This is a genomic window from Nitrosomonas sp. Nm34 (assembly GCF_900113925.1).
Taxonomy (GTDB): Bacteria; Pseudomonadota; Gammaproteobacteria; order Burkholderiales; family Nitrosomonadaceae; genus Nitrosomonas.
This window is the reverse complement of sequence record NZ_FORD01000005.1, coordinates 109,169-132,340: the sequence shown is the minus strand read 5'-3', so window position 1 is coordinate 132,340 and position 23,172 is coordinate 109,169. Positions and strand designations below refer to the sequence as shown.

Sequence of the window (23,172 nt, the reverse complement as noted above, 5' to 3'; positions counted from 1 at the left end):
CAATAAGGCAAGGCTGAAACGATGGGGATTATGGGTTCCATCAGATTTTGTGACAGCTTAAGTTACTGGGTTCAACCGCCGGATGCGGAAAACCGCACGTCCGGTGGTGTGGGAGAGGTAACGGATACAATCCGTTACCCCGACCCGATCCAGCTAATCAAACATGACTTTGTCGGCTCCTCTTGCCGTACTACTGATATTGTCTACAGCTTGCCTTCACGTCATATTTGGTTTAGATGAGAATTCTTTTTGAATCATTCTTAACTGGTTAGGCTATAACAGCTTTGTATCTCCATGACGATAGCGCCTGGTGCGTAACCAGGGAGGGAAATCATGTACATACCCAAGCACATCGTAATCCTGAAATACTTTTACCAAGCAAGTCTGTTTGTTTTAGCGCTGATACTCTTGGCTAGCCATGCTCTGGCCAATAAAAGTCATCCATCCCAGAATCAGACTGGTTTTCTCGTTTTGACTACGGATCGTGGTTTTGTTGGCAATGAAGAGATCCGGGATGCATCTGCGTCATTTGCAGAGAATCATAACGCTGCCTTGGTGTTTGTCACCGACGAGCATACAGAAAAATATCTCAAGATCAGCCTGAATACCCTGCGAGATAAAGGGGCTGAACGCATGAAAGTCCTCCCGCTCTTCATTTCCACAGCCAACCCGCGTTACCAGCTCGCGCGCGAGCTACTGTCACGTCAGCCATTAACTGTACCTATCTCATATACCCGTCCTTATGGTGAAAGTTTTTTCGCAGTCGAAGATTTGGGGGATAAATTTCGTTTTATTGAACAACCCTCTCATACTCATGTACTTGTTATTGGATATAGCGCAACTGATCCCGGCAACGCACAATAAATGCAGAAAGATTGGCAGCGTATCACAGAAAGAGCCGCTGCTGGTTTTGGTTTTAGATCACTCGGGGTAGTCATCGCCTATGATGGAAAGGACGAAGAAGCGGATCAGCACGCTGCGCTACTGGAACAAGCGCTCATTCACAGCCGTGCAGCACAGGAATGGGACAATAACACCCAAGCCATCGTCGTACCGTTTCATTTTGGCCCCAAGCATGACAGCATGATCTCATTGGACAGCAAACTCAAACAATTACTGCACGCTGGTATGCGGTTGCTATCCGATAATCAAAGCAACATCGGCAGCCTGAGCATTTGGCTACAGCGTGAAGCCAACCTGAGTCAGCCGCTCACACCGGAAAATATTGGAGTAGTTCTCTTGGTACATGGGGCGGATTTTGACTGGAATGAGCAAATGCGCGAAGCGGTACAGCCATTGATGAATCGTTACCAGATCGAATTCGTATTTTCGATGGCAGATTAGTCCACGATTGAGCGCGCCATTCGCAAGCTGGAACGACGCGGTGCCAAAGCAGCCATTATCGTGCGGATCTTTGCCATGGAAGAAAGCTTTCGGCGGGAGATTGAACGCATGGTCGGGCTGAATATAGAAAACAAGGCTCAAAACACATCTGTGCATGAAATTCATGGCAGGCAAGGATTTGTACAGTATGGCGCAATAAAAAGCATCCCTACTCGCATCCGCACAACAGGAGAAATGGAAGCACACCCGCTATTCGCAGCTGCCCTGCTTGATCGTGCGCGCACCTTATCCAAAGATGCGGCCAAAGAAACCATCATTCTGGTCGCACATGGCTCAGAAGATGACCAGCAAAACGAGCCATGGCTCCAAATACTGGAAGCACTCGCCATGCACATGCGCATGCGCAAAACAGGCGGTAATGAATTTTGTGCAATCAGAATGGCGACCTGGCGCGAAGACTGGCCAGATAAGCGTGGCCCCTGGATTGAAAAAGTGCGTACCATGGTTAAAGAAGCGCAAAAGCAAGGAGGAAGCGCACTTGTTATTCCTGTACGGATTATGAACGAAGGGCATGAGAAAAAGTTTTTGGCTGGATTGGAATATGAGCTCGGCTCTGGATTTGCGCGACATCCCTTGTTTGCCCAATGGGTTGAGGAGCAAATCAAGGCAGACATGGTACAGCTCGGGGTCAATAAATGAATCTGCTGTATGCTACAATTTTGTATTAGCAAAACTGCATTTTAACGAAACTGCGTTTTGGCGAAACTTCGTTTTCACTAACTCATGCTGAATTCTTGACAAAAAAACTCCCTATCACGCCAATGATACGTTAATATTTTGACCATAGCTGGCTCGACTTTGAATGCTGACTATCTGACATTCTGGAAGAGCACTTAATATCATCTGATCAAACGAAAAGGAATCATCGAGTATGAAAACACGTGCCGCTGTTGCCTGGCAGGCAGGACAACCCCTCACGATTGAAGAAGTCGATTTGATGGCTCCCCAAGCCGGCGAAGTCCTGGTTGAAATCAAAGCAACCGGCATTTGCCATACCGATTATTACACCCTTTCCGGCGCTGATCCGGAAGGACTGTTTCCAGCCATTCTGGGGCATGAAGGCGCAGGTGTCGTGGTTGATACCGGTCCTGATGTCAAATCGTTGCAGCAAGGCGATCATGTCATTCCCTTGTATACGCCCGAGTGTCGTGAATGCAAATTCTGCCTGTCCCGAAAAACCAATCTATGCCAGGCCATTCGCAGTACCCAGGGTCGCGGCTTGATGCCGGATGCCACCTCCCGCTTTTCACTCAATGGAAAACCGATCCTGCATTACATGGGTACTTCCACTTTTTCCAATTATGTAGTCGTACCTGAAATTGCACTGGCCAAAATTCGCAAGGATGCGCCCTTCGATAAGGTCTGCTATATCGGTTGTGGGGTCACTACTGGCATTGGCACTGTCGTTTTTACCGCAAAAGTAGAAGCCGGTACCAATATCGCAGTATTCGGCCTCGGCGGCATTGGTTTGAATGTCATCCAGGGCGCCAGAATGGTCGGTGCTGATAAAATCATCGGTGTGGATATTAATCCGACGCGCGAAAAAATGGCGCGGGAATTCGGCATGACGCATTTCCTCAATCCCAATGAAACAGAGAATATTGTTGATGCCATCGTGCAATTGACCGACGGAGGTGCCGATTACAGCTTTGAATGTATCGGCAACACACAAGTCATGCGTCAGGCACTGGAGTGCACACATAAGGGATGGGGGCGCAGCATCATTATTGGTGTGGCAGCAGCCGGCGCTGAAATCAGCACGCGTCCGTTCCAGTTGGTCACCGGTCGCAAATGGGAAGGTTCTGCCTTCGGTGGGGCTCGCGGTCGTACCGATGTTCCCAAAATAGTCGACTGGTATATGGAGGGAAAAATCAAGATCGATCCCTTGATTACGCATACACTGAAGCTGGAAAATATCAATGAAGGTTTTCAATTGATGAAAGCAGGCCAATCCATCCGCTCGGTCGTGATTTATTAACAGCATGACGACTCATCTGGAAACGCGCAGTAGCCATCGCTGTTTTGGAGGTACACAAGGTTTCTATCAGCATTTATCAGAAACCATCGGCCTGCCGATGCGATTTTCGGTCTACCAACCCCCGCAAGCTCAGCACGGCTCAGTACCCGTCCTTTTCTTTCTTGCCGGACTGACTTGCACGGAAGAAACTTTCATGATCAAGGCAGGGGCACAACGTATGGCTGCTCAACTCGGTATCATGCTGGTCAGTATGGATACCAGCCCTCGCGAGACAGGTATTCCAGGTGAAGCAGGCGATTGGGAGTTGGGTGCAGGTGCAGGATTTTATCTGGATGCGACTGAAGCACCTTGGTCAAAGTATTTCCGCATGGAAAGTTATGTGACACAGGAGCTGTACCAACTTATTTTGTCCCATTTCCCGGCAGAGCAGAATCGTGTCGGTATCTTTGGTCACTCAATGGGTGGCCATGGCGCCTTAACGCTTGCGCTGCGCAATCCAGAGCGGTATCGATCCGTTTCAGCATTTGCTCCGATCGCTGCTCCGCAACACTGCCCGTGGGGCCAGAAGGCGTTCAGTCATTATCTGGGCGCGTCCCGGGAAAATTGGTGCAAACATGATGCGACCGCCTTGATCGAAGCGGGGCATCGGCTACCTGCACTCCTCATTGATCAAGGCCTCAACGATCCTTTCCTGGCAGAACAATTGCAACCCGATCGTTTTGAAGCAGCCTGCCAGCTGCATGGGCAATCCCTGACAATACGCCGCCATGATGGCTATGACCACGGCTATTACTTTATCAGCACCTTCATGGCAGATCATTTACAGCATCATTATAATCAGCTTAGTCAGCTATAGCGTTTTAATCAGTTTGAGCTCGCTACCAAAAGCTCCGTTTGTACCCTGTTTAGCCAAACTTTTATCCACGCAGGAATTTCTTCGGCCAGTAATGGTTTGGAAACAAAATTACCTTGCGCAAGATCACAGCCAGTAAGGCGCAGTAACTCCCAGTCATCCCTATCTTCGACCCCTTCCGCCACTGATTCCATGTTTAATTGCTTGGCCAATGCCAGACTTGCATCATAAATCACACGCAGCGTTTCATTTTTCGAGGCGCCGTGGACAAATCCCTGATCGATCTTGAGCTCATCAAAAGGTATATCGCGTAATTGCGCGAGTGAAGAATGTCCGGTACCAAAATCATCAATGGAAAGATGAAAGCGCTTCAAGCGCAGCCGCGTCAGAATCTCGAGCGAGACACGCATATCTCCCATCAACTGACTCTCGGTGATTTCCAGCACTAGTTTTTGCGGTAAAATTCCAACATCGGCAGCAAGCTTAACAACTTGATCCTGGAAATCCAAAGAAGTCAGATTATCCATCGAAACATTGACAGAAACGCGTAGCTCAAACCCTTCCTGCTGCCATTTTTTGGCTTGTATAAATGCTTGTAAAAGGACGAACTGAGTTAAATCATTGATCAAGCCATGTTTTTCCGCCACATGGATAAATTGATCTGGAAAAATGAGGCCATCTTCAGGATGATGCCAACGCACCAATGCCTCGACCCCCACTACTGCACCACTGGCAACCGATACCTTGGGTTGGTAATAATTGATTAGCGCGCCTTCTTTAATAGCGGTTCTGATTTCTTCTCCGCTATATGTTTTTATAGCTTTAGATGGCTGTATTGGTGCTGGCGGCGCCCATTGCGTCAACAAAGCCAGCATTGCTTCAGGTTTGACAGGTTTTTGTAGATAACCCAGCATATGAATTTTATGCGCCTGCACCAATCTCTCAGCCGTTCTCAGCATACGCTCATCCTCGCCGCTCACGAGAATCAGGCTGCCCACAAACTGCCGCTCAACGAGATAACGCACAAATTCGATCCCGTCCATTCCTGGCATATTCAAATCAAGCAATATCAGATCAGGCCGGGTTGCCTCGTTATCCACCTGCACTAATGCATCCGGCCCATTATCGCAGCAAACAACGGAAGTAAATCCGTGGTTTGCCAGCATCCGTGCTAACATTTTTAGCATAAGCTTATCATCGTCAAGAATTAAAATCTTGATCGCAGATCTTTCGATCATGATGTTCCTTTCCAGGGAAAAATAATGAGCAACCGTTTAATCAATCCAGAAAGCGCCTTTTTGGCGTTGCAAATACCACTTAGCGCTCTCGTTTTCCCTGCACCCGCCATAGCGAAACGATGGGGGCAGCATGGGAAATTTAAAACGTAAATCGTAAAACCAGATACATACCCCTTTTTCAGAGGTATCAATTCTATCGAATTGCGGAAATACCGCAAACCGTCGAAAATCTGCCAAGGCAGGCTGATGCCAGGCTTCACGTACCAGCATGGTATCAACAGGAATATCACCAAACCGCTTATATTGCTGCCACTTTGCTGAATTTAGCGGCTGATAAGCGGCAAGCATTTTTGATAATATGCCATGATCAGGAAATATTGCCGAAGAACTCGATAATAACTTCATCAATAGAGTATGATAGATTTCTCCTTGTATGACAATGATCTGCCAGTTAAAGGGAGAAAAAGGCTGTGGTAATACCCTGATTTCTGTATCAGGGAGGGCCATTTTCTGGACATAGGCCACACCAATATTCCTGGCCCGTTCATGCAAAGTGAATAAAAATACCACATAAATAATCAAGCAAATGAGTACAGAGCCAGCGATAGACTTCTTTTCTGGAAAAATGTAACTCATGACCAGCCCCAAAATGATAATGGCACTGAACCATAAGTCAACGACAAATGCGAGCGGCAGAGAAAATCGTTCGGTAGAAAAAGGCGCCAGCAGCATCACTCCATAGGACGTCATCAAATCTTCTGTAATATGAATGGCGATTCCAAGACCGGACGGAATCAAAAAAAGCTGCCATGAATAACGGCCGCGCGCAACCTTGGAAAATAAATGTGCCAGCAGAAATGCCCACAACGGCAACATCACGAATGAATGGGTGGGGCCTTGATGCCAGTTAAGATAGATCAGCGTATCAATTAACCGTAATACCACATCCATATCAGGAAAAGCTGCCGCCGTCATGCCGGCGATAAGGCGGATACGCACTGGCAGCGCTTTTAATCTCGGCAGCACTGGTTCGGCTGCACGCACCAGCAAGGCACCGCTTAAGGCATGAGTCAAGGTATCCATCGCATGGGATGACAGTGAGTCGATTATCTGCTGGAAGATGGACTGATACGAGACACTAGTGTCAGGATGGCACTTGGCTTGGCACCACCATAAACAGTCTCTCCCAGCCACATTGCCAATTCTAAATTGCGACTCAGGAATTGCCGCGTACGCTTCGATGCAGGTGTTTCATCGCGCATCCAGAAAAAGAACGTCATCAGATAAACAGTGGTCAAAGCCGATTCCTCCAGCGCACGCCGCAGAAATGTGGCATCACGTTGCGCTGCTTCACGAATCCATTGCACAGTTCGGCTAATGCGCATCACTGCCGGCATCTGAATATGGATGTGCCCGGGTTCAAGCTTTGCCAAAATCATTTGACATGTTACCTTGCGCTGAACCGCCAGGGCATCCAGCCAAATCATGATGAGGTCATGAATACGCTGCTGCGGCGTCAGTATTGAGAAATCAGCAGTCTTTGCCTCTCTGAGCATGATGCCGTCTGCCCGATCAAACCAGGCATCCACCAGTTCTTCTTTTTCACGAAAGTAATTGCGTATCTCATCCAAGGAAATATTCATTTCAGCCGCAATATCATAAAAACGAACGGCCTCCCACGAAGTACGCGCAGCAATTGCAACAGCAGTATTGACAATGTCATCACGGATATTTTCACTTTCTGTTATCATCTTGCCCTCCTTAAGCGATTGCTTCTCGATTGCGAGAAATACACTTTAATTAGCTAAATTGTGCTTTATATCCTATAAGAAATAAGAGAACATGCTCGCAATTTTTTATCTCGATATAAAGATAGGATACTCTAGCCAATTCAATAAAAATAAATTTCAATAAATTAAATTAGAGGTTATTTATATGAAACAACGCATGAAGCCGTTTATTTTATCTGCCTGTTCCCTTGCTCTGCTGGGCAGCGCCCATTTTGCATCAGCAGATACTGCCGGTGATGCTGAAACCTTGCTCAACTGGGCTGAAAACACTTATCGTGAATTCTTCCCAAGCCATCAGGCTACGCAAAGTATTGAGCCTTGGCTCTTCAGACACTACCCTGAAGTAGGAATTCATGCAGGCGTCAATAAGACTGATAACGGCGTTTATGTATTAGGCGGACCTTGGGGCAATAATCCTACCTTCATTGACAGCCTGCCCAATATGATCAACCATATTGCCAATTCGGGTGGCAATGGCAGTATTCCTGCCTGCAACACTGCCAATGGCCCTGACGGTCTGTTTTACACACAAAGCGGCAATGTCGTCAATGTCACGACTAATGGGCAATGCATTCCCCTTCCCACGAATAGCAATTTGTGTGAGCCCCCCCGCCAGGCTGTTGCAACGGGCATTTCCTTACTCACCACCAGCAATGGCACTCCCCCTGACATAAAAGGAATTACCATGAGCATCCCGGGCATTCCCAACCCATTTCAATCTCTTGCAAGTGATTTCTCCAACATCAAGCATTGCACCATTAATGCACCGGCAGAAAGCGCCAATTTAATCATCAACTCAGATGTTTGCTACGACATGACATCCGCATTCGAAGGACAATTTGGCAGCATTCCTGGTATGACGATTACTCCGCCCATCACCATGGCGATCAAAAATACTGTTACCAGCCAGACTGTAGCCGACTGTTTCGCCACAGATGCCAGTAGTATCTCCGATGCCTTCACTAATGAAGTGTGGGTCAAACAAAATGGTTCTTTTGTCAAAGTTAACAATTAACTTATTCTACTTTTAACACTCACTCTTCACCCTTGTGTCACCGTTCAGGCGACACAAGGGTGAAGTGACACCCAAAAACTGGACAGATTGTTAAACTCTGGCAAGATTAAAAAGAAGCTTAATGAAGGTGAGTAACAAGCACATACCCTATTTGGGCGAACTCAAGGCAAAACTAGCGCTAGCAGTTATACATGATGCTGAAACTGTCCCACAATTAGCAGCGCGCTATCGTTTTATTTCCAAATCAAAATTGACTTTGTCGGCCTCTCTTTGCCTGTTTACCGTATGATTGATACTTCTGCGGCTTACCTTCGCGTCATGTTTGATGTAGAAATGGAAGAATAAGTAAGAGTTTTTATATTCCAAAGAATTCAATCACCTGTTGGAGGTAAAGCAGGATGTATTCATATAATTGGACAGGTACCCTCAAGAACGATTTCATCAAAGGCTTGACAGTTTTACGCCTGATGAAGTCTACTACCCTTACGGAAGAACCCATCACGTTATAGGGAGCCACTTCAATCCCGTCTTTTTCCTTCAGGAGAAGCATCATGGCATCTTCTTTAATATATGCGAAATACGCCTCAATACGCGCACGCACACTGCAACTAATTGAGCCTCTGAGCGAAGAGGATTGCTGCGTAAAATCAATAATGCCGGAAATGAGTCCAGTGAAATGGCATCTTGGTCACATCGCCTGGTTCTTTGAAACCTTTGTACTGCAGCATTATGAGAAACCATTCAAACCTTTTCACCCGGCATTTCACACCATGTTCAGCTCTTACAATAAGTCTGGCCAGACCCATCCGGATCCCTTACGTGGACTATTCACACGTCCATCCTTATCCGTAGTCCGCGACTACTGCCGAACAGTGGACGAGCGCATGGCACAGGTGCTGAACTACCATGCTGATGATAAAATGGTAAACACCTTAACCATCCTCGGAATGAATCATGAGCGACAGCATCAGGAATTGATGCTCACCGACATCAAGCATTTGCTATCGCAGAATCCGCTTAACCCTTGCTTTATCGTAGCGCAAGATCCTGCACCAACAGCTCCCAGATATCCGCTTGCTTCAGCTCTTCCTCCACTCGAATGGTGCCACTTCGAAGGAGGGCTTGTGGAGATCGGATATAAGGGAGAAGAATTTAGCTACGACAACGAGTCACCTCGACACAAACAATACCTGCTCCCTTATCAACTGGCATCCAGGCTCGTCACCAATGGAGAATATCTAGAATTCATGAAAGCAGGCGGCTACCATAACCCCAGCTTCTGGTTCACCGAAGGATGGGACTGGATCAAAGCCCACCGTCGCGAGCATCCCCTCTACTGGCGTGATAATAATGGCAGCTGGCAGGAATTTTCACTCTGCGGACTAGCGCTGCTAGACCCGACTTTGCCAGTTATCCATATCTCGCTTTACGAAGCTGAGGCCTACGCTCGATGGTCGGATGCAAGGCTTCCTACCGAAGCCGAATGGGAGCATGCCGCCTCCCAGCAGAAAATAGAAGGATGTTTTGCCGAGAATAACCGGTTTCACCCCTCTGCCGTAATAGTGACCAGTAAGTCTGAGCCTGCTCAACTCTACGGTGACGCATGGGAATGGACGCAGTCAAGCTATTCGCGCTATCCTGGCTATAACCCCGCAAAACCGAACGATCACGAGCCCATGTCCATCGTCTGGGATGAGGCAGTAGGCGAATATAATAGTAGATCCATGGTGAACCAATACGTATTGAGGGGTGGCTCCTGTATTACTCCACAGAAGTGGATCCGTGCGAGTTTCCGCAACTTCTTACCCGCCAGTACCAGTTGGTACTTTACAGGCATACGACTGGCACGCGACGCAACCTGATCATTCGCTTCAAACTGGATTGTAGGTATTTTTCTGAAAAAACGAAAAACTTCATGGTCTTCTCACAGAAACTCATTTATCCAATGATAAGAAAAATGAGGAGTAGTATATTCTTTTGCACGTCTCTTAATAGAATATATGCCTAACGAATGAATTTTAATCGCTTATTGGTGCGCCAGCGCACAGAAAATAGTAAATACAGCGGCTATACTTTTAAATAGCTCTTATATTGAACCTATCTAATCCAGGTTCGGGCGCTAGTAAATTTTTCCGCTCCTTACTATTCAGTGAGGAACTTCACTCTTAATTATAATGAGGTAATCTATTATGAATAATCATTTGAAAGTGGTGTTTACTGTCGTGATGTTAGCGTTCATTCTTTCCGCATGTGATTCCAGGGAAGAAAATAGGCGCGAAAACGTACTGGAGCAGAAAGCGGATAGAATGGAAGAAAAAGCGGATATGACGCGTAAGAGTGGAGAAGCTGCGGCCGATCGGGTAGAAAAACGAGATCCAGGACTGATTAATTCACCCTCTACTGACCGTGCTGCCGAGGCCACTCGTGAGTCTTCAGAGAGAAGCGCCGATCAAATGGAAGAGCAAGCTGATCGTATACGTGAGCAGAAGTAACAGTTTGACCTGATCAGCATCGGCTCCTCCTTTCAGCGAGGAGCCGCCAGAACACAATGCAAGAAAAAATATATGCTGTGTTGCAAAAAGCAGGAAGTAAGAGTCAGACTCTACGTGACGCTTGATTATGTATATAATTCGTTTATTGAGGTGGTACCCAAAAACTGTACCGTAATGGTCAACAAAAACCGGACACCTATTCAGGCAGCGTTGTTAAAAAATTCTCGCTCGAATTCGATCGGGGCTTTGTAGCCTAATGCCGAGTGTGAACGGCGACTGTCGTTATAAAAAGCCAAATAATCGACTACGCTTGATTTTGCTGCTGCTTTGATTTTAAATTTTTCATAGTTGAGTTGTTCGTATTTCAGGCTGCGAAAGAACCGCTCGGTCGGTGGTCAAGTCAACCGGAGGGAACCGTCCCCTTCAGTTGCTCACGAAACCATACATGAACCTCTCGATTCATACGGCTCTTGTTATTCAGCCACCCAATACCAAACACGCCAATGTGCAAACAATGTTGGATATTGCCGATATAGTTGCCGCAACCATTGGCTGGCACGCCATTTTCGGCGCTGCAGCGACTTGAATTTTCGCCTTGCCCAACTCAACAGCTTAACGTTGATGTAGCTGTAAATGGCCGACATCACTGATTTCCTGAACGTTCCGTAATCGGTGATCCATCCCTGAACGATCGGATGCTTTCGCCAACCCAGAAATACTTTGACTGTAGCCCGCTTTAATCAACGGATGCCCTTTGAGCTTTGCTCTCATTGCTTTCAACACTTTACGGCTGACTGCCGGTGAGAAGCTGACAAAGAATCTGCCGTTTCTATCTCGAGCACTTCGAGGCCTGAATGTATAACCCGGAAAATCAAAGCTCTGATTCGGATATTGCTCGTCTCAGTTTGAGTCCTTGCAGTACACAATCTTAGTTTTCTCCTGGCAGAGCTCAAGACCGCATCGGGTAAACCTTTGTCTGATTTGCCGCTCTATCATTTTCAACTGGGTTTTACTTCGACAGTGCACCACAATGTCATCGGCATAGCGTTTAAAATGGATACACGGAAAATGCGTTTGCATCCAATTGTCAAAGACCAGGTGCAAAAAGATATTTGTCAGCAATGGACTGATAATGCCACCGGTGAGTCGGCCGAGAGAACTTCTCCCTCAGCCGCTCTTAGAACCGGACGTGAAGCTCTCGCTTCATCCGGCTCCCATTAAACAAATGAACCTCGTATTCCCTCTTTCCCAGTGCGCAAATAGATAAGGCTGCGTCTCAAAAGCCTTTACCAGGTATTGACATGTCTGGCCTTACTGTATTTGAACCGCTTGTATTTGCGCATGCACCATTTTATAAGTGTGAAATTTATTTGACGCATAACAGGTTTCCATGCTGATTTATTAAACCACTTTACGAATATTAATTGCATAGTTAGAGCTGTTATCAACCGTTGATTATAAATTTCTAACCCAAAGCGCTTTAATGTGTGTTAACGAACAGAAGTTAAGAAATTTGCTAGCTAGTATTGAATCATTCTCCTTTTAAGACGGAGATAAGATCCCAAAGACATTACAGGAAGCAGGTAAAAATTTTGTTGAGGGAGAAATTGCGAAGTTAACTATGAGGAGCTTTATCATGACTTCAGATAGAGAAAAAGGAAAAAACGGTAGTGGTGGCAGCCATACTGATAAACGAGGCTTTGCTTCCATGGATGAAGACAAGCAGCGAGAAATAGCCAGCAAGGGCGGCAAAGCAGCTCATGAAAAAGGCACTGCGCATGAGTTTGATTCGGAGGAGGCACGGGAAGCTGGCAGAAAAGGTGGTGAGACAGTCAGCAAGGACAGAGAACACATGGCAGATATCGGCCGGAAAGGCGGTGAATCAGTCAGTAAGGATAAGGAGCATATGTCCGAGATTGGTCGGAAAGGTGGCAAAAGCAGCCATGGTAGCGATAAGGATGAGTAGAATGCCAGCAGCTAGTCAGAGCCATTAGCAAGCGTTGCCTTTCAAAGTGTAATTTGAAGCGTTTGATTGTGATTGCGTTACTCATGCATTGAGTGGATTGCGAGCACTTCATTAATAGTTAAGCTTTTTCTGGCCACATCAATACCCTACTCATCAATTCAGCCAAATTATCAACAATAGCGCAAACGGGCGATTAGGTTGTTTGCGCGCTGATACGACAAATTTCCGTACTCGTTTATTCAAGCATCACTCATTCATCGGTTTATTACTAGAGATTAATTTATAACTGATAAGCCGGATCAACATTTATATTTATTCATTATTCTTCAGGCTAATGCAATATGGGTTACCTTGAGGAGTAAAGGAGAACAAAATGGCACTCAATTTATTTGAAGATAAAGGTTGCCCGTTAGACAGGCAGCGGTTTACCTGGAAGGAACTGGTTCAACCTCCAATCAGCAAGCTCGATGATGACGCGTTCACGCGGGTTCGAGTTATTTTGATGAACGGCATGGAAATGGAAGCGATCCGTTTCTCGCATGGGTGTGCCCGAATGAATCGGAAATGGCAGCTACCCCTTGCCCAACTACGCATTGTCGAGCAGCACCAGGCAACAATGATCAATGGGCTTTTAGGAGCGGACCATTCAATCCTCGAGACAACCATTGCTTATGAACAAGTTGCGATCGAAGTGACGGCTGCAGTCGCACAGAATGAACCTGATGAGTACCTGGCCCAGGTATACCGTTTTGGTATGCTGGAGGATTTCGACCATCTCTACCGCTATAGCGCAATGTTGGATCGGCTGGAGGGCAAAGATGCCAATAATATTCTCCAATGCTATACGGATATTGTGCCAGGCCGCCCCACCATAGTAGAGCACCGGGCACCTCAAGACAACTTGCGGGAGCATTATGATCGCCTGCGCGCGGCGCCCATTACCAAACTGCATGCGCTGACCATCATGTCGAGTGAGCAGCAAACGCAGAATTTTTATCTGAATGTCGCTCCCCTGTATGCTGACCCGGTAGTGCGGCAGTTATATACAGAAATCGCCTCCATTGAAGAACAGCACGTCACGCAATATGAATCGATTATCGACCCGAAAGAAACCTGGCTTGAAAAATGGCTGTTACATGAAGCTAACGAGGTTTATAACTATTATAGCTGCGTGCAGCAGGAAACCAATCCACGTATCAAAGCCATCTGGGAGCGTTGCCTCGATTATGAACTAGGACATTTGCAGGTTGCGATGAATATGTTCAAGCAATATGAACGACGCGACCCGGCCGAAATTTTACCGGGGGACTTGCCCGAACCGATCAAATTCGAGAGTCAACGCGAATTTGTACGCCGCATTCTTAACCAGGAAGTCGATCTGCGCGCACTGGGTACTCAGTTCGTGAATAAATCTCAGGAAGGGGTGGAATCGCAACAATACCGGCAGCACCTTAACGCGTCAGGTTCCCCCACTGACATGGTTGCAGCAGGTTATGAGTGGTTTGCGGGTACAGAACTCGCACGTGATGGGGAAATCACGAGAGAAAAATATACACGTGGCCACAAAATCACCCATTAGGGCTTCTAGATATGGACAACGAGAGGTTCATCACCATGGATAAAACCACTGTTTTAGGAAAAAATCGTTCAGGAATAGACATATCCCCGATTGATATAAAGGAAATGATGGCGCTGGCTAAAGTGACTCCTGCTTCCTCATCCGGAGATGAACAGGCTATTGCACAGATGCGCCAGGAATATATCGCCGGGGCTGACGTGTTAGGGTCAGTTCCGCTGCCAAGTACGCTGAAAGGGATGGCAAGCACTGCAATGGAAAAACTGATGGGCAAAAGCCCTGAAGGATTTATAGACAAGCTCGGCTGCCGGCTTGCGTTTGAGCGTACCGGCGTGAGGCTTTATGATGCGCTCATAACGAAGTGTTCAGCAGCACCGATGGGTGCCCATATTCCACTTGATAGATTGCACGAGTTCCGGAATGAAGAGTTTCAGCATTTCAAGCTCGTGGAAAACGTGATCCGATCCATCGGCGCGGATCCAACTGCACAGACACCATCGGCCGATGTAGACGGGGTGATTTCGCTCGGCCTGATACAGGTGCTGACTGATCCGCGCACATCGGTAGCACACTGCCTGGAAGCCATGCTAACCGCGGAGCTGGCAGATAACGATGGCTGGCGGATGCTTATCATGCTGGCCGAAAAGATGGGTATGGAAGATATGGCTCGGGATTTCCAGCAGGCGTTGCGGGAAGAAGACGAGCATCTTGTTTCTATTCGCCAATGGTTTAAGGAGATGGTCATAAAAGACACGGTCGGAACCTGAGCAATTGATTATAAATTTTGCATCCTGGCGCTGAATGTAACGTACTGATGAAGCCTGGGTTTACATCGCCATGTTTCGTATTATGTTGAGGAAACCAGCTTAAAAGCAGGCGCTTCCAAACAGTTTCTGACGAAGAGTTAACTTCTTTTTTAACTGACTAATACTGCATAAGCTAAACGTCGTGTAGAAAGCTATGATGTAAAAATAGCTTTCTATCCAGTATGTTTTATACGAACCAACCGAATTGATAGCGAAAAATCTGCCACGGCCGGAATCGGAATAGGAACTAGCCTACTAAGCGGTACTTAGTCTTCGCTGGCGTAAAACGGGCCAAGAGGGCACGCGCTGCTTCCACAGCAGGACCAGTGGTTTTGTGCGGATAACATTCGCTCAAGCATTCCGCGGTACCGCTACGGATGGCGTTCAACAATGCCTGCGGGCATTCTGAGATATTATCAAACCACTCGATATTTTCACACGGCACATAACTCTCGGTCGCAAGCCCTTCCGAGAAGATCACCGCGTGCCGGTCAAGCAGCAAATGAAAGTATTCGATGTTCTTGATACGAGTATCGCGAAACACAGTCACGCCGTTAATCAGAAATCTGGCGGAAATAAGCTGATTGCGAAAAAAAACCGCATGATCCTGCGAGACACAGATATCTCTTTCCGGCAGCGCTGGCCCGAAAGCGCCAGCGGTTATGCGCACTGGAGCACTCTTTGCCAGACTGAAAGGGGTAGCGATGCGTTGCTGGCCAATCCACCGCAAGGGTTGCCAGCCGCTGTTCAACGTGTGCACCTCGTCACCCACAGCTAACTCCTCCACCGGGCAGTAACCATGCCGGGTCAGAATGCGGGTGCCGCGAAGGAAACAGGCGTGGCCGTAGTGATAAGTTTCACTACCACTTATCAACCCTGGAAATGTCACCGTAACGGTGCCTTCACCCAAGTTGAGCCCGGCGCCAGTATACTTGCTTTCAAAAGTTTTGTTTTCCTCAATGTGCCAATTAAATGTACCTTTATTTTTATTCACACCATCCACTACGGCGTCCATGTTTTGACTGAAAGTATGGGTTCCGTCAGACCATGTGACCATAACCGCAATCTCATCCTCTTTTTCGAGAGTACCGTTTTCGCCGTTTATTGCAAACTTACCTTCGCCCCGCACTTTAAAGCCATTTTTAGTCGCATCGTTCTTGGAAATAAAATCATTACCACCTGCAACATTCTTGATAGTGATACCTGTATAAGTGATAGCCATGCTGTCATCATCATGATCATCATTTTTAGCCATGTTACTATTCTCCCTGGCACATGAAATAGTGGGAAATTCTCCGTGTGTGCATTATCAATAAAGCTTTGTTTAAGCTTATTTTTGACAAAAACGGATCTCAATCAGCTTTCAGCACTGCTTAAAACGTTATTCGCTTTGCGCAAGCACTTATTCAAGCTTTTTTTCATTTCTTTAATCGAAATAATGAGTGCTGCAAGGAATTATCCTGTTCGAATGTAGGGATTGTTCCTACATGAACAGTAGATTATTTCGGATGATTACTATATCGGCAACAGTGGCTAATACCTGTAGTGCAAGTATCAAAAATTTATTTGCACAATTGAAGTGAATCGAGTCTGGGTTTTCCACCCGACCAATCAAGAAAAAATCTTGGAGTAGATTTAAATGAGAAATGAGGAAGTAATATCTACAACACTTTTTTGTTCGGTCATGTAGATTAGAGATTAAAATTCGGAGAGAATTGAAGCAGACAGTTGAAAGCATTGACATTTTCGTCAATGCTTCCGCTAGAAAATTGCCGTGAATCAGCATATCTTGCACGCACTACCCTAGCCGATGGCGAAAAATCTGCCATCGACCAGGTGTTGAACTGCAAGTTAACCTACCGCGCGCTCCTTGGCATCCGCTGGCGCAAAACGGGCCAATAAGGCGCGAGCCGCTTCCACGGCAGGACCAGTGGTTTTACGCGGATAGCATTCACTCAAGCACTCCGCGGTTCCGGCGCGGATAGCGTTCAGCAATGCTTGCGGGCATTCTGCGGTATTATCGAACCAATCGATATTTTCACATGGCACATAACTCTCGGTGGCCAATCCTTCCGAGAAAATCACCGCATGCTGGTCAAGCAGCAGATGGAAGTATTCGATGTCCTTGACACTAGTATCGCGAAATACCGTTATTCCGTTGACTAAAAATCTGGCGGGAATGAGCTGATTACGGAAAAAAACTGCGTGATCTTGCGAAACGCAGACATCTCGTTCCGGCAGCGCTGGCCCGAAAGCACCAGCAGTAATACGCACCGGCGCGCCCTTTGCCAAACCGAAAGGGGTAGTGATACGTTGATGACCAATCCAGCGCAAGGGTTGCCAGCCTCCACTCAGTGTTCGTACTTCATCACCCACCGCTAGTTCCTCGACTGGGCAATAACCATGTCGAGTCAGCACTCGAGTACCACGAAGGAAACAGGCGAAAGTATAATCAAAAGTATTTGAATTTACAGACCCAGGAAAGGTGACCTTCACAGTGCCTGCACCTAAAACTAGTGCAAGATTAGAAAACTGCGTTGAAGTTTCGTTAATGGTCCAATTGAATGTTCCATTGGAACCTGATTTAACAACATCCGAAGCTGTAGCTGTAAAATTAGCTTGCGATTTAGTACCAGTTGCTGGGTCATCCCACGTAATCGTAACTGTAATAGAATCGCCGTTTTTAAGGCTACCATTTGAAAAGGCACCCGTGCCTAAAATACTAAAGCCATCAGAAGCTTCAGCTCCATTTATAGTATTATCACCAGCAACACTACTAATAATTACGCTTGAATAAGTTAGAGCCATATTCTTTGTTCTCCCTGGTTCATAAAATAGTTAGTAATTCGCTGTGTGTGCATCACAGCGATAAAGAAAAAGTGTGTCAGTCGTTAAATTTTCTAAGTCATAAATCTTTAAATCATTCGCTTCCTTATCAGAAACGCGCTATAAAACGAACCCAGAGAGTTTTATTAAACTTCATTTTGGCGTAACGCCTATCAATCAGCTTTTGAGTATCGCCTAACATCATTCACTTCACACCGTCATTCGTTTGCGCAAGCTTTTATCTCAAATTTCCCAAACTTATTTAATCAAAATACGAAAAATAATATAAGGAATTCTCCTTTCCAATGTAGGATCTTTTCCTACATTGGGAAATATTATAAGAGATTTTCTTAATATGATGTAGGAATTTTTATTACTTAAATTAAATATTATATGAATTACCCCTACTTTATGTAGGAATCTTTCCTATATGTCAGAAATATTATTGGAAATGAATATTGCAGGCACTTTTTCCTATCTCGATGTAGGAAATATAGTTATATGGATAGCTATTGCTATTACAGGCTTTCACAATGTGGGCTACAATAACCTGTACATGTGCTTAAGCACCACCAATTTAACTTTCGTTAGTTAAATTGGGTTGGGTGCTGTTGATGGTCAGAGAAATTAAATTACGGACAGGGTAACAATTGGCAAGAAATAATCTATTACGATGAGTCAACTCACTCATTGTAAACGCAACGAGCTGAAAGAACTTATGAAATGGAAATTTTGAATTATGAAGGAATATTAGTAGTATCAGGTTCTTGAAGCATAGATTCCTGCTCTTAACCCCTGAGTAGTTCAAGTCCAGCCAGCCCCAACCCAAGTTTGCGTGAGTCATTCTTTCCCCAAGCCTGAGGTGAACTGGCGTCTGGTAGTTGAAACTTAATTCGGTACGTACTTTTCCCATCCAGATATTCCGGAGTCAATGGCAGGCTAAAAGGCGTGTTGTGCGTGCTACGGTCTAATCTCCAGCATAATAGAGGGCGGCTATTAATACTCACCACCACGCGCTGAAACAAGCGGTCCGGCGGCAAATAAGTGCGAAGATGGAGTAACAGCTCAATGTGATCGTCCACTGTCTCGGTTTCGAATTGGATCGTCGCATCAGAACCGTCTGTCCAGCGGCCCCATGGCTCATTGGCAGACCAACCCTCACCAAACAATCCCGCCAAAGCGTGTTCTTCATCGACAGCAATATAACGGCTTAACGGTAGACATGGCTGGGGAACGATTTTGACGAGTGTGCTGCACTCAACTAACACTTCGGTAGAAGGTGACGAAGAGAAGGAACGGTAATTTTCCTGCAAGGCCAGGGTGAGCGTCGTGCTTATCTTACAAGCTGCCATACTCGTCATCGCCGCGATGCTGCGCAATTGAGGTTTTTCTGCGGCGTCATTCCGGTCGGAGATGCCTGCTGCTGCATTCTTGTGCGTCTGCCGTAGCCAGACAGAGAACTGATGCGCACGCGCTGTCACACTGTGACTTAAACAAAGCTGCTGAGCCAGAACGTCTGTCTCCACAGCCTGGCTGTCTCCCAGAGCTGACATAAAGGCTTCTGTCCCAGCAGGATGTTCAAAGCAAGCCGGTCCCGCATGTGCATCAAGCACCCGAGTCAGGTTTTCCCGCGTCAGCAGCCCAGCACTGCCCCGCTCATCCGCTATGATAACGGCAGCGCCGGCTGCCGCGGCTTGAAGCGCCGGTTGACCGGTTGCGATCACACAGCTATAACGTGCATAAAACTCGGGTGGAATTCCCTGCAAGCATGTGGCATAGGACAAGCGTTCGAGCCGCATACCTAACACTTCGCAGGCAGCCGCCACGGTTGAGCTAAAGGCAGCGTCATCGGATATTACGAGTACACCATTTGGTTGTACGTCATTCCGTTGAGCAGCCATTGACTCGGTAGAAGGACAGTTCTTCTCCTCTATCCCGGCGGCAAGGCTGAATTGCCGATTCAGTGGAATACCGCACTCCACCAAAATCCCTCGCAGTAAGGGTATATCGGAAAGATAACCCACGATGCAGGGATGCACCGGGAAAACCCCTTGCAAGATGCCGTAGACCGTCACGCCGTAAACCACAGGCTGACAGGAAGTCTTGCCTAGTATCTCATTGATCGCCAACAGATCCCAACAAAGATACATATCCGGCTTTCTCTCCTCCGAATCAAGATCGGTCAGAGACTGGAAGGTTGTCCAACCCGTTTCCTCCTGTAACGAGCTTGATCCTCTGTTGATAATGACAGCACCAACTGATTCCCGGCTCTGCTCTAAAAGGCGCAGAACCCGGCGATAAGCATCGCAAAGCGCCGGTTGAATGGGCGCAATCAGACATAGATTTAAAACTTGTTTTTCCATTGCTTATAAGAAATAAAGAAAGTAGCACGCCTCCAACTGTTTTTCTGGATACTCAGGACAGTTTTAGCATGACCGCAAGCATTCCATCACCCTAATTATTAAGTCGGCATATTGTATGCTAATAATAAGTGATGAATCGAGTTGTTTAACCGCCCAGGAAAGTTGGCAATGTGCTATAAGGATGGGAGAAGCATAACAATGATTTTCAGCCTTATCCTCTCCTTTAGATCACTTTCTTTATCCGACTTTGCGCAATGTCCACAGAGGAGGATGTGTCAGGGTTGAGCGCGTTCCCAGCAATCCTGCAATGGTGACACCTATCATCCCCACCAAAATGCCGACGAGCCAAATCCAGGCGTTAAAGGTATATGGAACATGCAAGACATACTGAGCAATCACATAAGCAAGCACGCTTGCACCGGCTGACGCAAAGATCCCCACCAGGCCACCCAGTATGGCAAATTCAGCCGCCCAGGCACGGACCAGTTGCCTACGTTTGGCGCCTAACGTGCGAAAAATCGCCGCCTCATAAATGCGCTCATCCTGGGTTGCTGAAATAGCGGCATAAAGCACGATAAAACCAGCCAATAAAGTAAACAAGAACACAAATTCTATCGCACGGGATACTTGCGCAATCATTTTCTGTACTTGCTCGATCACCGTTGCCACATCAACCACCAGCAAATGGGGGAAGCTTTTGACCAATTCGTGCATCACGCCGACTTGTGAAGGTGGCAAATAAAAGCTGGTGACATAATTAATCGGATACGCATCCAGCTCACCGGGACGGGCGATTACAAAAAAATTAACGCGAAAGGTATCCCAGTTAACTTTCCGCAGGCTGGTAATCGTGGCGGAGAACGGGCTGCCCGCAATATCAAAGGTTAACCGGTCACCTAATTTGACCCCAATGATTCCCGCGACTTCCTCCTCCAGGGATAATTCGTTCTCAGGCGAATCTGCTCCCTGCCACCAGCGGCCTGCCACAATCTCATTATCCGACTGGAGTTTATCTGCCCAGGACAGATTGAATTCACGGTTGAGCAATTGCTTCTTCCGTGCCTCGGTATCATCATCGATGCGCACTGGCTGGCCGTTAATTGTCATCAAGCGACCCCGCACCATCGGATAGAAATCAGGCTGCTGCATCCCATGCTGTGCAAAAAATTCTGCCAAGGGCTGTAACTGATCAGGTTGAATATTGATCAGAAACCGGTTAGGGGTATTCGGCGGTAAGCTGGTGCGCCAATCCCTTAGTAAATCACTCTGAATCAGGGTGAGTACTAGCATCGCCATCAAACCCAGCCCCAATGCAATCGATTGAACCAGACTCGCAATAGTGCGGCGCCGGATATTAGCCAGCCCATAACGCCACGCACTGGCAGCTTGCTGACGTACCAGCATTAATAACTTAATCAATACCCAACCGAGTAATGCAAAAACTGCAATCGCAGCCATGAATCCTAGCATGACTAGGATACCCATGCGCAGTTCGCCTGCTTCCCATATGAATAAGATCGAGAGCGCCAACAGGCCAAAAGCGTACCCTGCCAGACCATGCAGATTGGTGATGCCGAAATCGCGACGCAACACCCGTAACGCAGGCACACGCCGTAAATTAAGCAAGGGGGGCAGGGAAAAGCCGAGCAGCAATACCATACCACTCAATAAGCCATGCACTGCGGGTAAGCCACTGGGCAAAGGTAATGAGGTTTCCACCAACCCTGCCAACCAATGCGATAGAAACTCTTGTGCAACAAAACCCAGCAAACAACCTAACCCACTGGCCACCAATCCCAATATGACGAAATGATACAGATACAGATGCAATATCGTTGACTGGCTTGCTCCCAGGCAGCGCATAATAGCACACCCATCAAGGTGACGCTGGGTAAAACGGCGCACAGCAAGCGCCATGGCTGCAGCAGCAACCACTACACTTGCTAACGCAGTCAGACTCAGGAATTTTTCTGCACGCTCCAATGCGGAGCGGATTTCCGGACGCGCATCACGTATGCCTTCGATGCGTTGTCCAGGCACGAGTTGCTTCTGCGCCCAGCTACGAAACTCGGCAACCTGTTTTTCTTCCCCCGCCACTAACAGTTGATAGGTAACTCGACTACCTGGCTGAATCGGATGGGTCGCAACCAGATCATCTGCATTCATCAATAATCTTGCTCCCATATTGATAAAGCCGACCGAATAATCCGGCTCACGCGCAACCAATGCAGCTACAGTCATCCGGGTAGCGCCTAATTCCAGTGTTTCCCCCGGAGTAATATCGAGACCCGCCATTAGTTTTTCATCGATCCAGACGGTACCTGGAGAAGGAATCCCTTGCGCCACATAGGTCCTTTCCTCTGTGAGGATTTCACTGGCAGTGTGCGCAAGCCGCAATTCACCCCGTAGCGGATAGCCAGTCGATACGGCCCTGATTTCAGCCAGCAGATTATTCTCCTCCTTGCTCGCCATGCTGGAAAATCGGGTCAATGTAGCGGTATTTAAACCGAGTTGCTCGGCTTTATCCGCATAATGAGCTGACAAAGGACGATCGCCAATGACGAGTAAATCAGCACCCAGTAATCGATTACTCTCTCTGGAAAGAGCAAGCTCCACTCGATCAGCAAAAAATCCAACCGTGGTGATACTGCTCACCGCAATCATGAGTGCCAGCACCAGTATGCGTAATTCACCTGCGCGCCAATCACGACGCAGCATACGAAAGGAGAGTCGAAAAAGATTCATAAAGAGGATTCCATCAAAAATTTACAGCATGCTATTCATTTTATTCTATTTTCCAATCAAACATGACGTGAAGGTGAACCGCAGACAGGATCAATCATACGGTAAAATGAAGCCGACCAA

At 47.0% G+C, this 23,172-nt stretch carries 23 protein-coding genes and 1 pseudogene; 14 read left to right on the top strand and 10 right to left on the bottom strand.

The genetic code is table 11. The features are described 5' to 3' along the window. Positions 1–30: 30 nt before the first annotated feature. The 6 genes from BM283_RS17930 (at position 31) to fghA (ending at position 4,238) form a co-directional block, all read left to right on the top strand. Positions 31–240 carry a hypothetical protein gene (locus tag BM283_RS17930; RefSeq protein WP_175492016.1) on the top strand — a complete coding sequence of 70 codons (210 nt, stop codon included), beginning with the start codon at positions 31–33 and terminating at the stop codon, positions 238–240. A 93-nt stretch (positions 241–333) separates the two neighbouring features. After that, complete coding sequence (locus tag BM283_RS03900; RefSeq protein ID WP_090689863.1) at positions 334–864, top strand: CbiX/SirB N-terminal domain-containing protein; 531 nt, start codon at positions 334–336, stop codon at positions 862–864. Continuing rightward, a complete protein-coding gene (locus BM283_RS03895; RefSeq protein WP_090689859.1) occupies positions 865–1,344 on the top strand; it encodes a hypothetical protein in 480 nt (159 codons plus the stop codon). Between the two features lie 75 nt (positions 1,345–1,419). Next, complete coding sequence (locus BM283_RS03890) at positions 1,420–2,043, top strand: sirohydrochlorin chelatase family protein (RefSeq protein ID WP_139225186.1); 624 nt, start codon at positions 1,420–1,422, stop codon at positions 2,041–2,043. 232 nt (positions 2,044–2,275) lie between these two features. Continuing rightward, a complete protein-coding gene (locus tag BM283_RS03885; RefSeq protein WP_090689853.1) occupies positions 2,276–3,382 on the top strand; it encodes an S-(hydroxymethyl)glutathione dehydrogenase/class III alcohol dehydrogenase in 1,107 nt (368 codons plus the stop codon). Between the two features lie 4 nt (positions 3,383–3,386). Next, positions 3,387–4,238 carry an S-formylglutathione hydrolase gene (gene fghA, locus BM283_RS03880; protein ID WP_090689849.1) on the top strand — a complete coding sequence of 284 codons (852 nt, stop codon included), beginning with the start codon at positions 3,387–3,389 and terminating at the stop codon, positions 4,236–4,238. Between the two features lie 8 nt (positions 4,239–4,246). Here the strand turns inward: fghA and BM283_RS03875 are convergent, their stop codons facing one another. The 3 genes from BM283_RS03875 to BM283_RS03865 are packed head-to-tail and all read right to left on the bottom strand — an operon-like array spanning position 4,247 to position 7,224. Further along, positions 4,247–5,473, bottom strand: a complete 1,227-nt coding sequence (locus BM283_RS03875) for an EAL domain-containing response regulator (protein WP_090689845.1) — start codon at positions 5,471–5,473, stop codon at positions 4,247–4,249. Positions 5,474–5,509: 36 nt separating this feature from the next. Continuing rightward, positions 5,510–6,556 (bottom strand): metal-dependent hydrolase, encoded by a 1,047-nt coding sequence (locus tag BM283_RS03870; protein WP_090689841.1) that lies wholly within the window; start codon positions 6,554–6,556, stop codon positions 5,510–5,512. A gap of 23 nt (positions 6,557–6,579) precedes the next feature. Beyond that, complete coding sequence (locus BM283_RS03865) at positions 6,580–7,224, bottom strand: TetR/AcrR family transcriptional regulator (protein WP_139225185.1); 645 nt, start codon at positions 7,222–7,224, stop codon at positions 6,580–6,582. Positions 7,225–7,408: 184 nt separating this feature from the next. On the opposite strand from BM283_RS03865, the gene BM283_RS03860 reads away from it, so the two are divergent. Beyond that, positions 7,409–8,278, top strand: a complete 870-nt coding sequence (locus BM283_RS03860; protein ID WP_090689837.1) for a hypothetical protein — start codon at positions 7,409–7,411, stop codon at positions 8,276–8,278. Positions 8,279–8,633: 355 nt separating this feature from the next. On the opposite strand, the gene BM283_RS03855 is transcribed toward BM283_RS03860, so the two are convergent. Continuing rightward, positions 8,634–8,831 carry a hypothetical protein gene (locus tag BM283_RS03855; protein ID WP_090689834.1) on the bottom strand — a complete coding sequence of 66 codons (198 nt, stop codon included), beginning with the start codon at positions 8,829–8,831 and terminating at the stop codon, positions 8,634–8,636. Here BM283_RS03855 and egtB point away from each other — a divergent pair. Both egtB and BM283_RS03845 read left to right on the top strand, forming a co-directional pair. Next, on the top strand, positions 8,830–10,140 hold the full coding sequence (egtB, locus tag BM283_RS03850; protein WP_090689831.1) for an ergothioneine biosynthesis protein EgtB: 1,311 nt from the start codon (positions 8,830–8,832) through the stop codon (positions 10,138–10,140). The genes BM283_RS03855 and egtB overlap by 2 nt on opposite strands. Before the next feature lie 327 nt (positions 10,141–10,467). Further along, positions 10,468–10,770: a hypothetical protein gene (locus BM283_RS03845; protein ID WP_090689828.1), complete on the top strand. Its 303-nt coding sequence runs from the start codon at positions 10,468–10,470 to the stop codon at positions 10,768–10,770. A 200-nt stretch (positions 10,771–10,970) separates the two neighbouring features. Here BM283_RS03845 and BM283_RS20460 read toward each other — a convergent pair. After that, a pseudogene (locus BM283_RS20460) lies at positions 10,971–11,144 on the bottom strand (IS3 family transposase); the annotation flags it as partial. Between the two features lie 71 nt (positions 11,145–11,215). On the opposite strand from BM283_RS20460, the gene BM283_RS19835 reads away from it, so the two are divergent. Beyond that, positions 11,216–11,356, top strand: coding sequence for a hypothetical protein (locus BM283_RS19835; RefSeq protein WP_254776142.1), 141 nt, complete (start codon positions 11,216–11,218; stop codon positions 11,354–11,356). 314 nt (positions 11,357–11,670) lie between these two features. Here BM283_RS19835 and BM283_RS20455 read toward each other — a convergent pair whose 3' ends face one another. Next, positions 11,671–11,850, bottom strand: a complete 180-nt coding sequence (locus BM283_RS20455; protein ID WP_368086399.1) for a reverse transcriptase domain-containing protein — start codon at positions 11,848–11,850, stop codon at positions 11,671–11,673. Here BM283_RS20455 and BM283_RS18620 point away from each other — a divergent pair. The 4 genes from BM283_RS18620 to BM283_RS03815 all read left to right on the top strand — a co-directional run bounded on the left by BM283_RS18620 (position 11,824) and on the right by BM283_RS03815 (position 15,079). Then, a complete protein-coding gene (locus tag BM283_RS18620) occupies positions 11,824–11,991 on the top strand; it encodes a hypothetical protein (RefSeq protein ID WP_175492006.1) in 168 nt (55 codons plus the stop codon). The two genes, BM283_RS20455 and BM283_RS18620, sit on opposite strands and share 27 nt — an antisense overlap. Before the next feature lie 415 nt (positions 11,992–12,406). Beyond that, a complete protein-coding gene (locus BM283_RS03825; protein ID WP_090689814.1) occupies positions 12,407–12,736 on the top strand; it encodes a KGG domain-containing protein in 330 nt (109 codons plus the stop codon). 373 nt (positions 12,737–13,109) lie between these two features. Continuing rightward, on the top strand, positions 13,110–14,315 hold the full coding sequence (locus BM283_RS03820; RefSeq protein WP_090689810.1) for a ferritin family protein: 1,206 nt from the start codon (positions 13,110–13,112) through the stop codon (positions 14,313–14,315). 35 nt (positions 14,316–14,350) lie between these two features. Continuing rightward, complete coding sequence (locus BM283_RS03815; protein ID WP_090689806.1) at positions 14,351–15,079, top strand: ferritin-like domain-containing protein; 729 nt, start codon at positions 14,351–14,353, stop codon at positions 15,077–15,079. Between the two features lie 286 nt (positions 15,080–15,365). On the opposite strand, the gene BM283_RS03810 is transcribed toward BM283_RS03815, so the two are convergent. From BM283_RS03810 to BM283_RS03795, 4 genes are all read right to left on the bottom strand, one after another. Beyond that, positions 15,366–16,373: a Hint domain-containing protein gene (locus BM283_RS03810; RefSeq protein WP_090689803.1), complete on the bottom strand. Its 1,008-nt coding sequence runs from the start codon at positions 16,371–16,373 to the stop codon at positions 15,366–15,368. 596 nt (positions 16,374–16,969) lie between these two features. Continuing rightward, complete coding sequence (locus BM283_RS03805; protein ID WP_090689799.1) at positions 16,970–17,926, bottom strand: Hint domain-containing protein; 957 nt, start codon at positions 17,924–17,926, stop codon at positions 16,970–16,972. Between the two features lie 806 nt (positions 17,927–18,732). Then, positions 18,733–20,307, bottom strand: coding sequence for a hypothetical protein (locus BM283_RS03800; protein WP_090689796.1), 1,575 nt, complete (start codon positions 20,305–20,307; stop codon positions 18,733–18,735). Between the two features lie 237 nt (positions 20,308–20,544). Continuing rightward, positions 20,545–23,052, bottom strand: coding sequence for an ABC transporter permease (locus BM283_RS03795; RefSeq protein ID WP_090689793.1), 2,508 nt, complete (start codon positions 23,050–23,052; stop codon positions 20,545–20,547). Between the last annotated feature and the right edge of the window lie 120 nt (positions 23,053–23,172).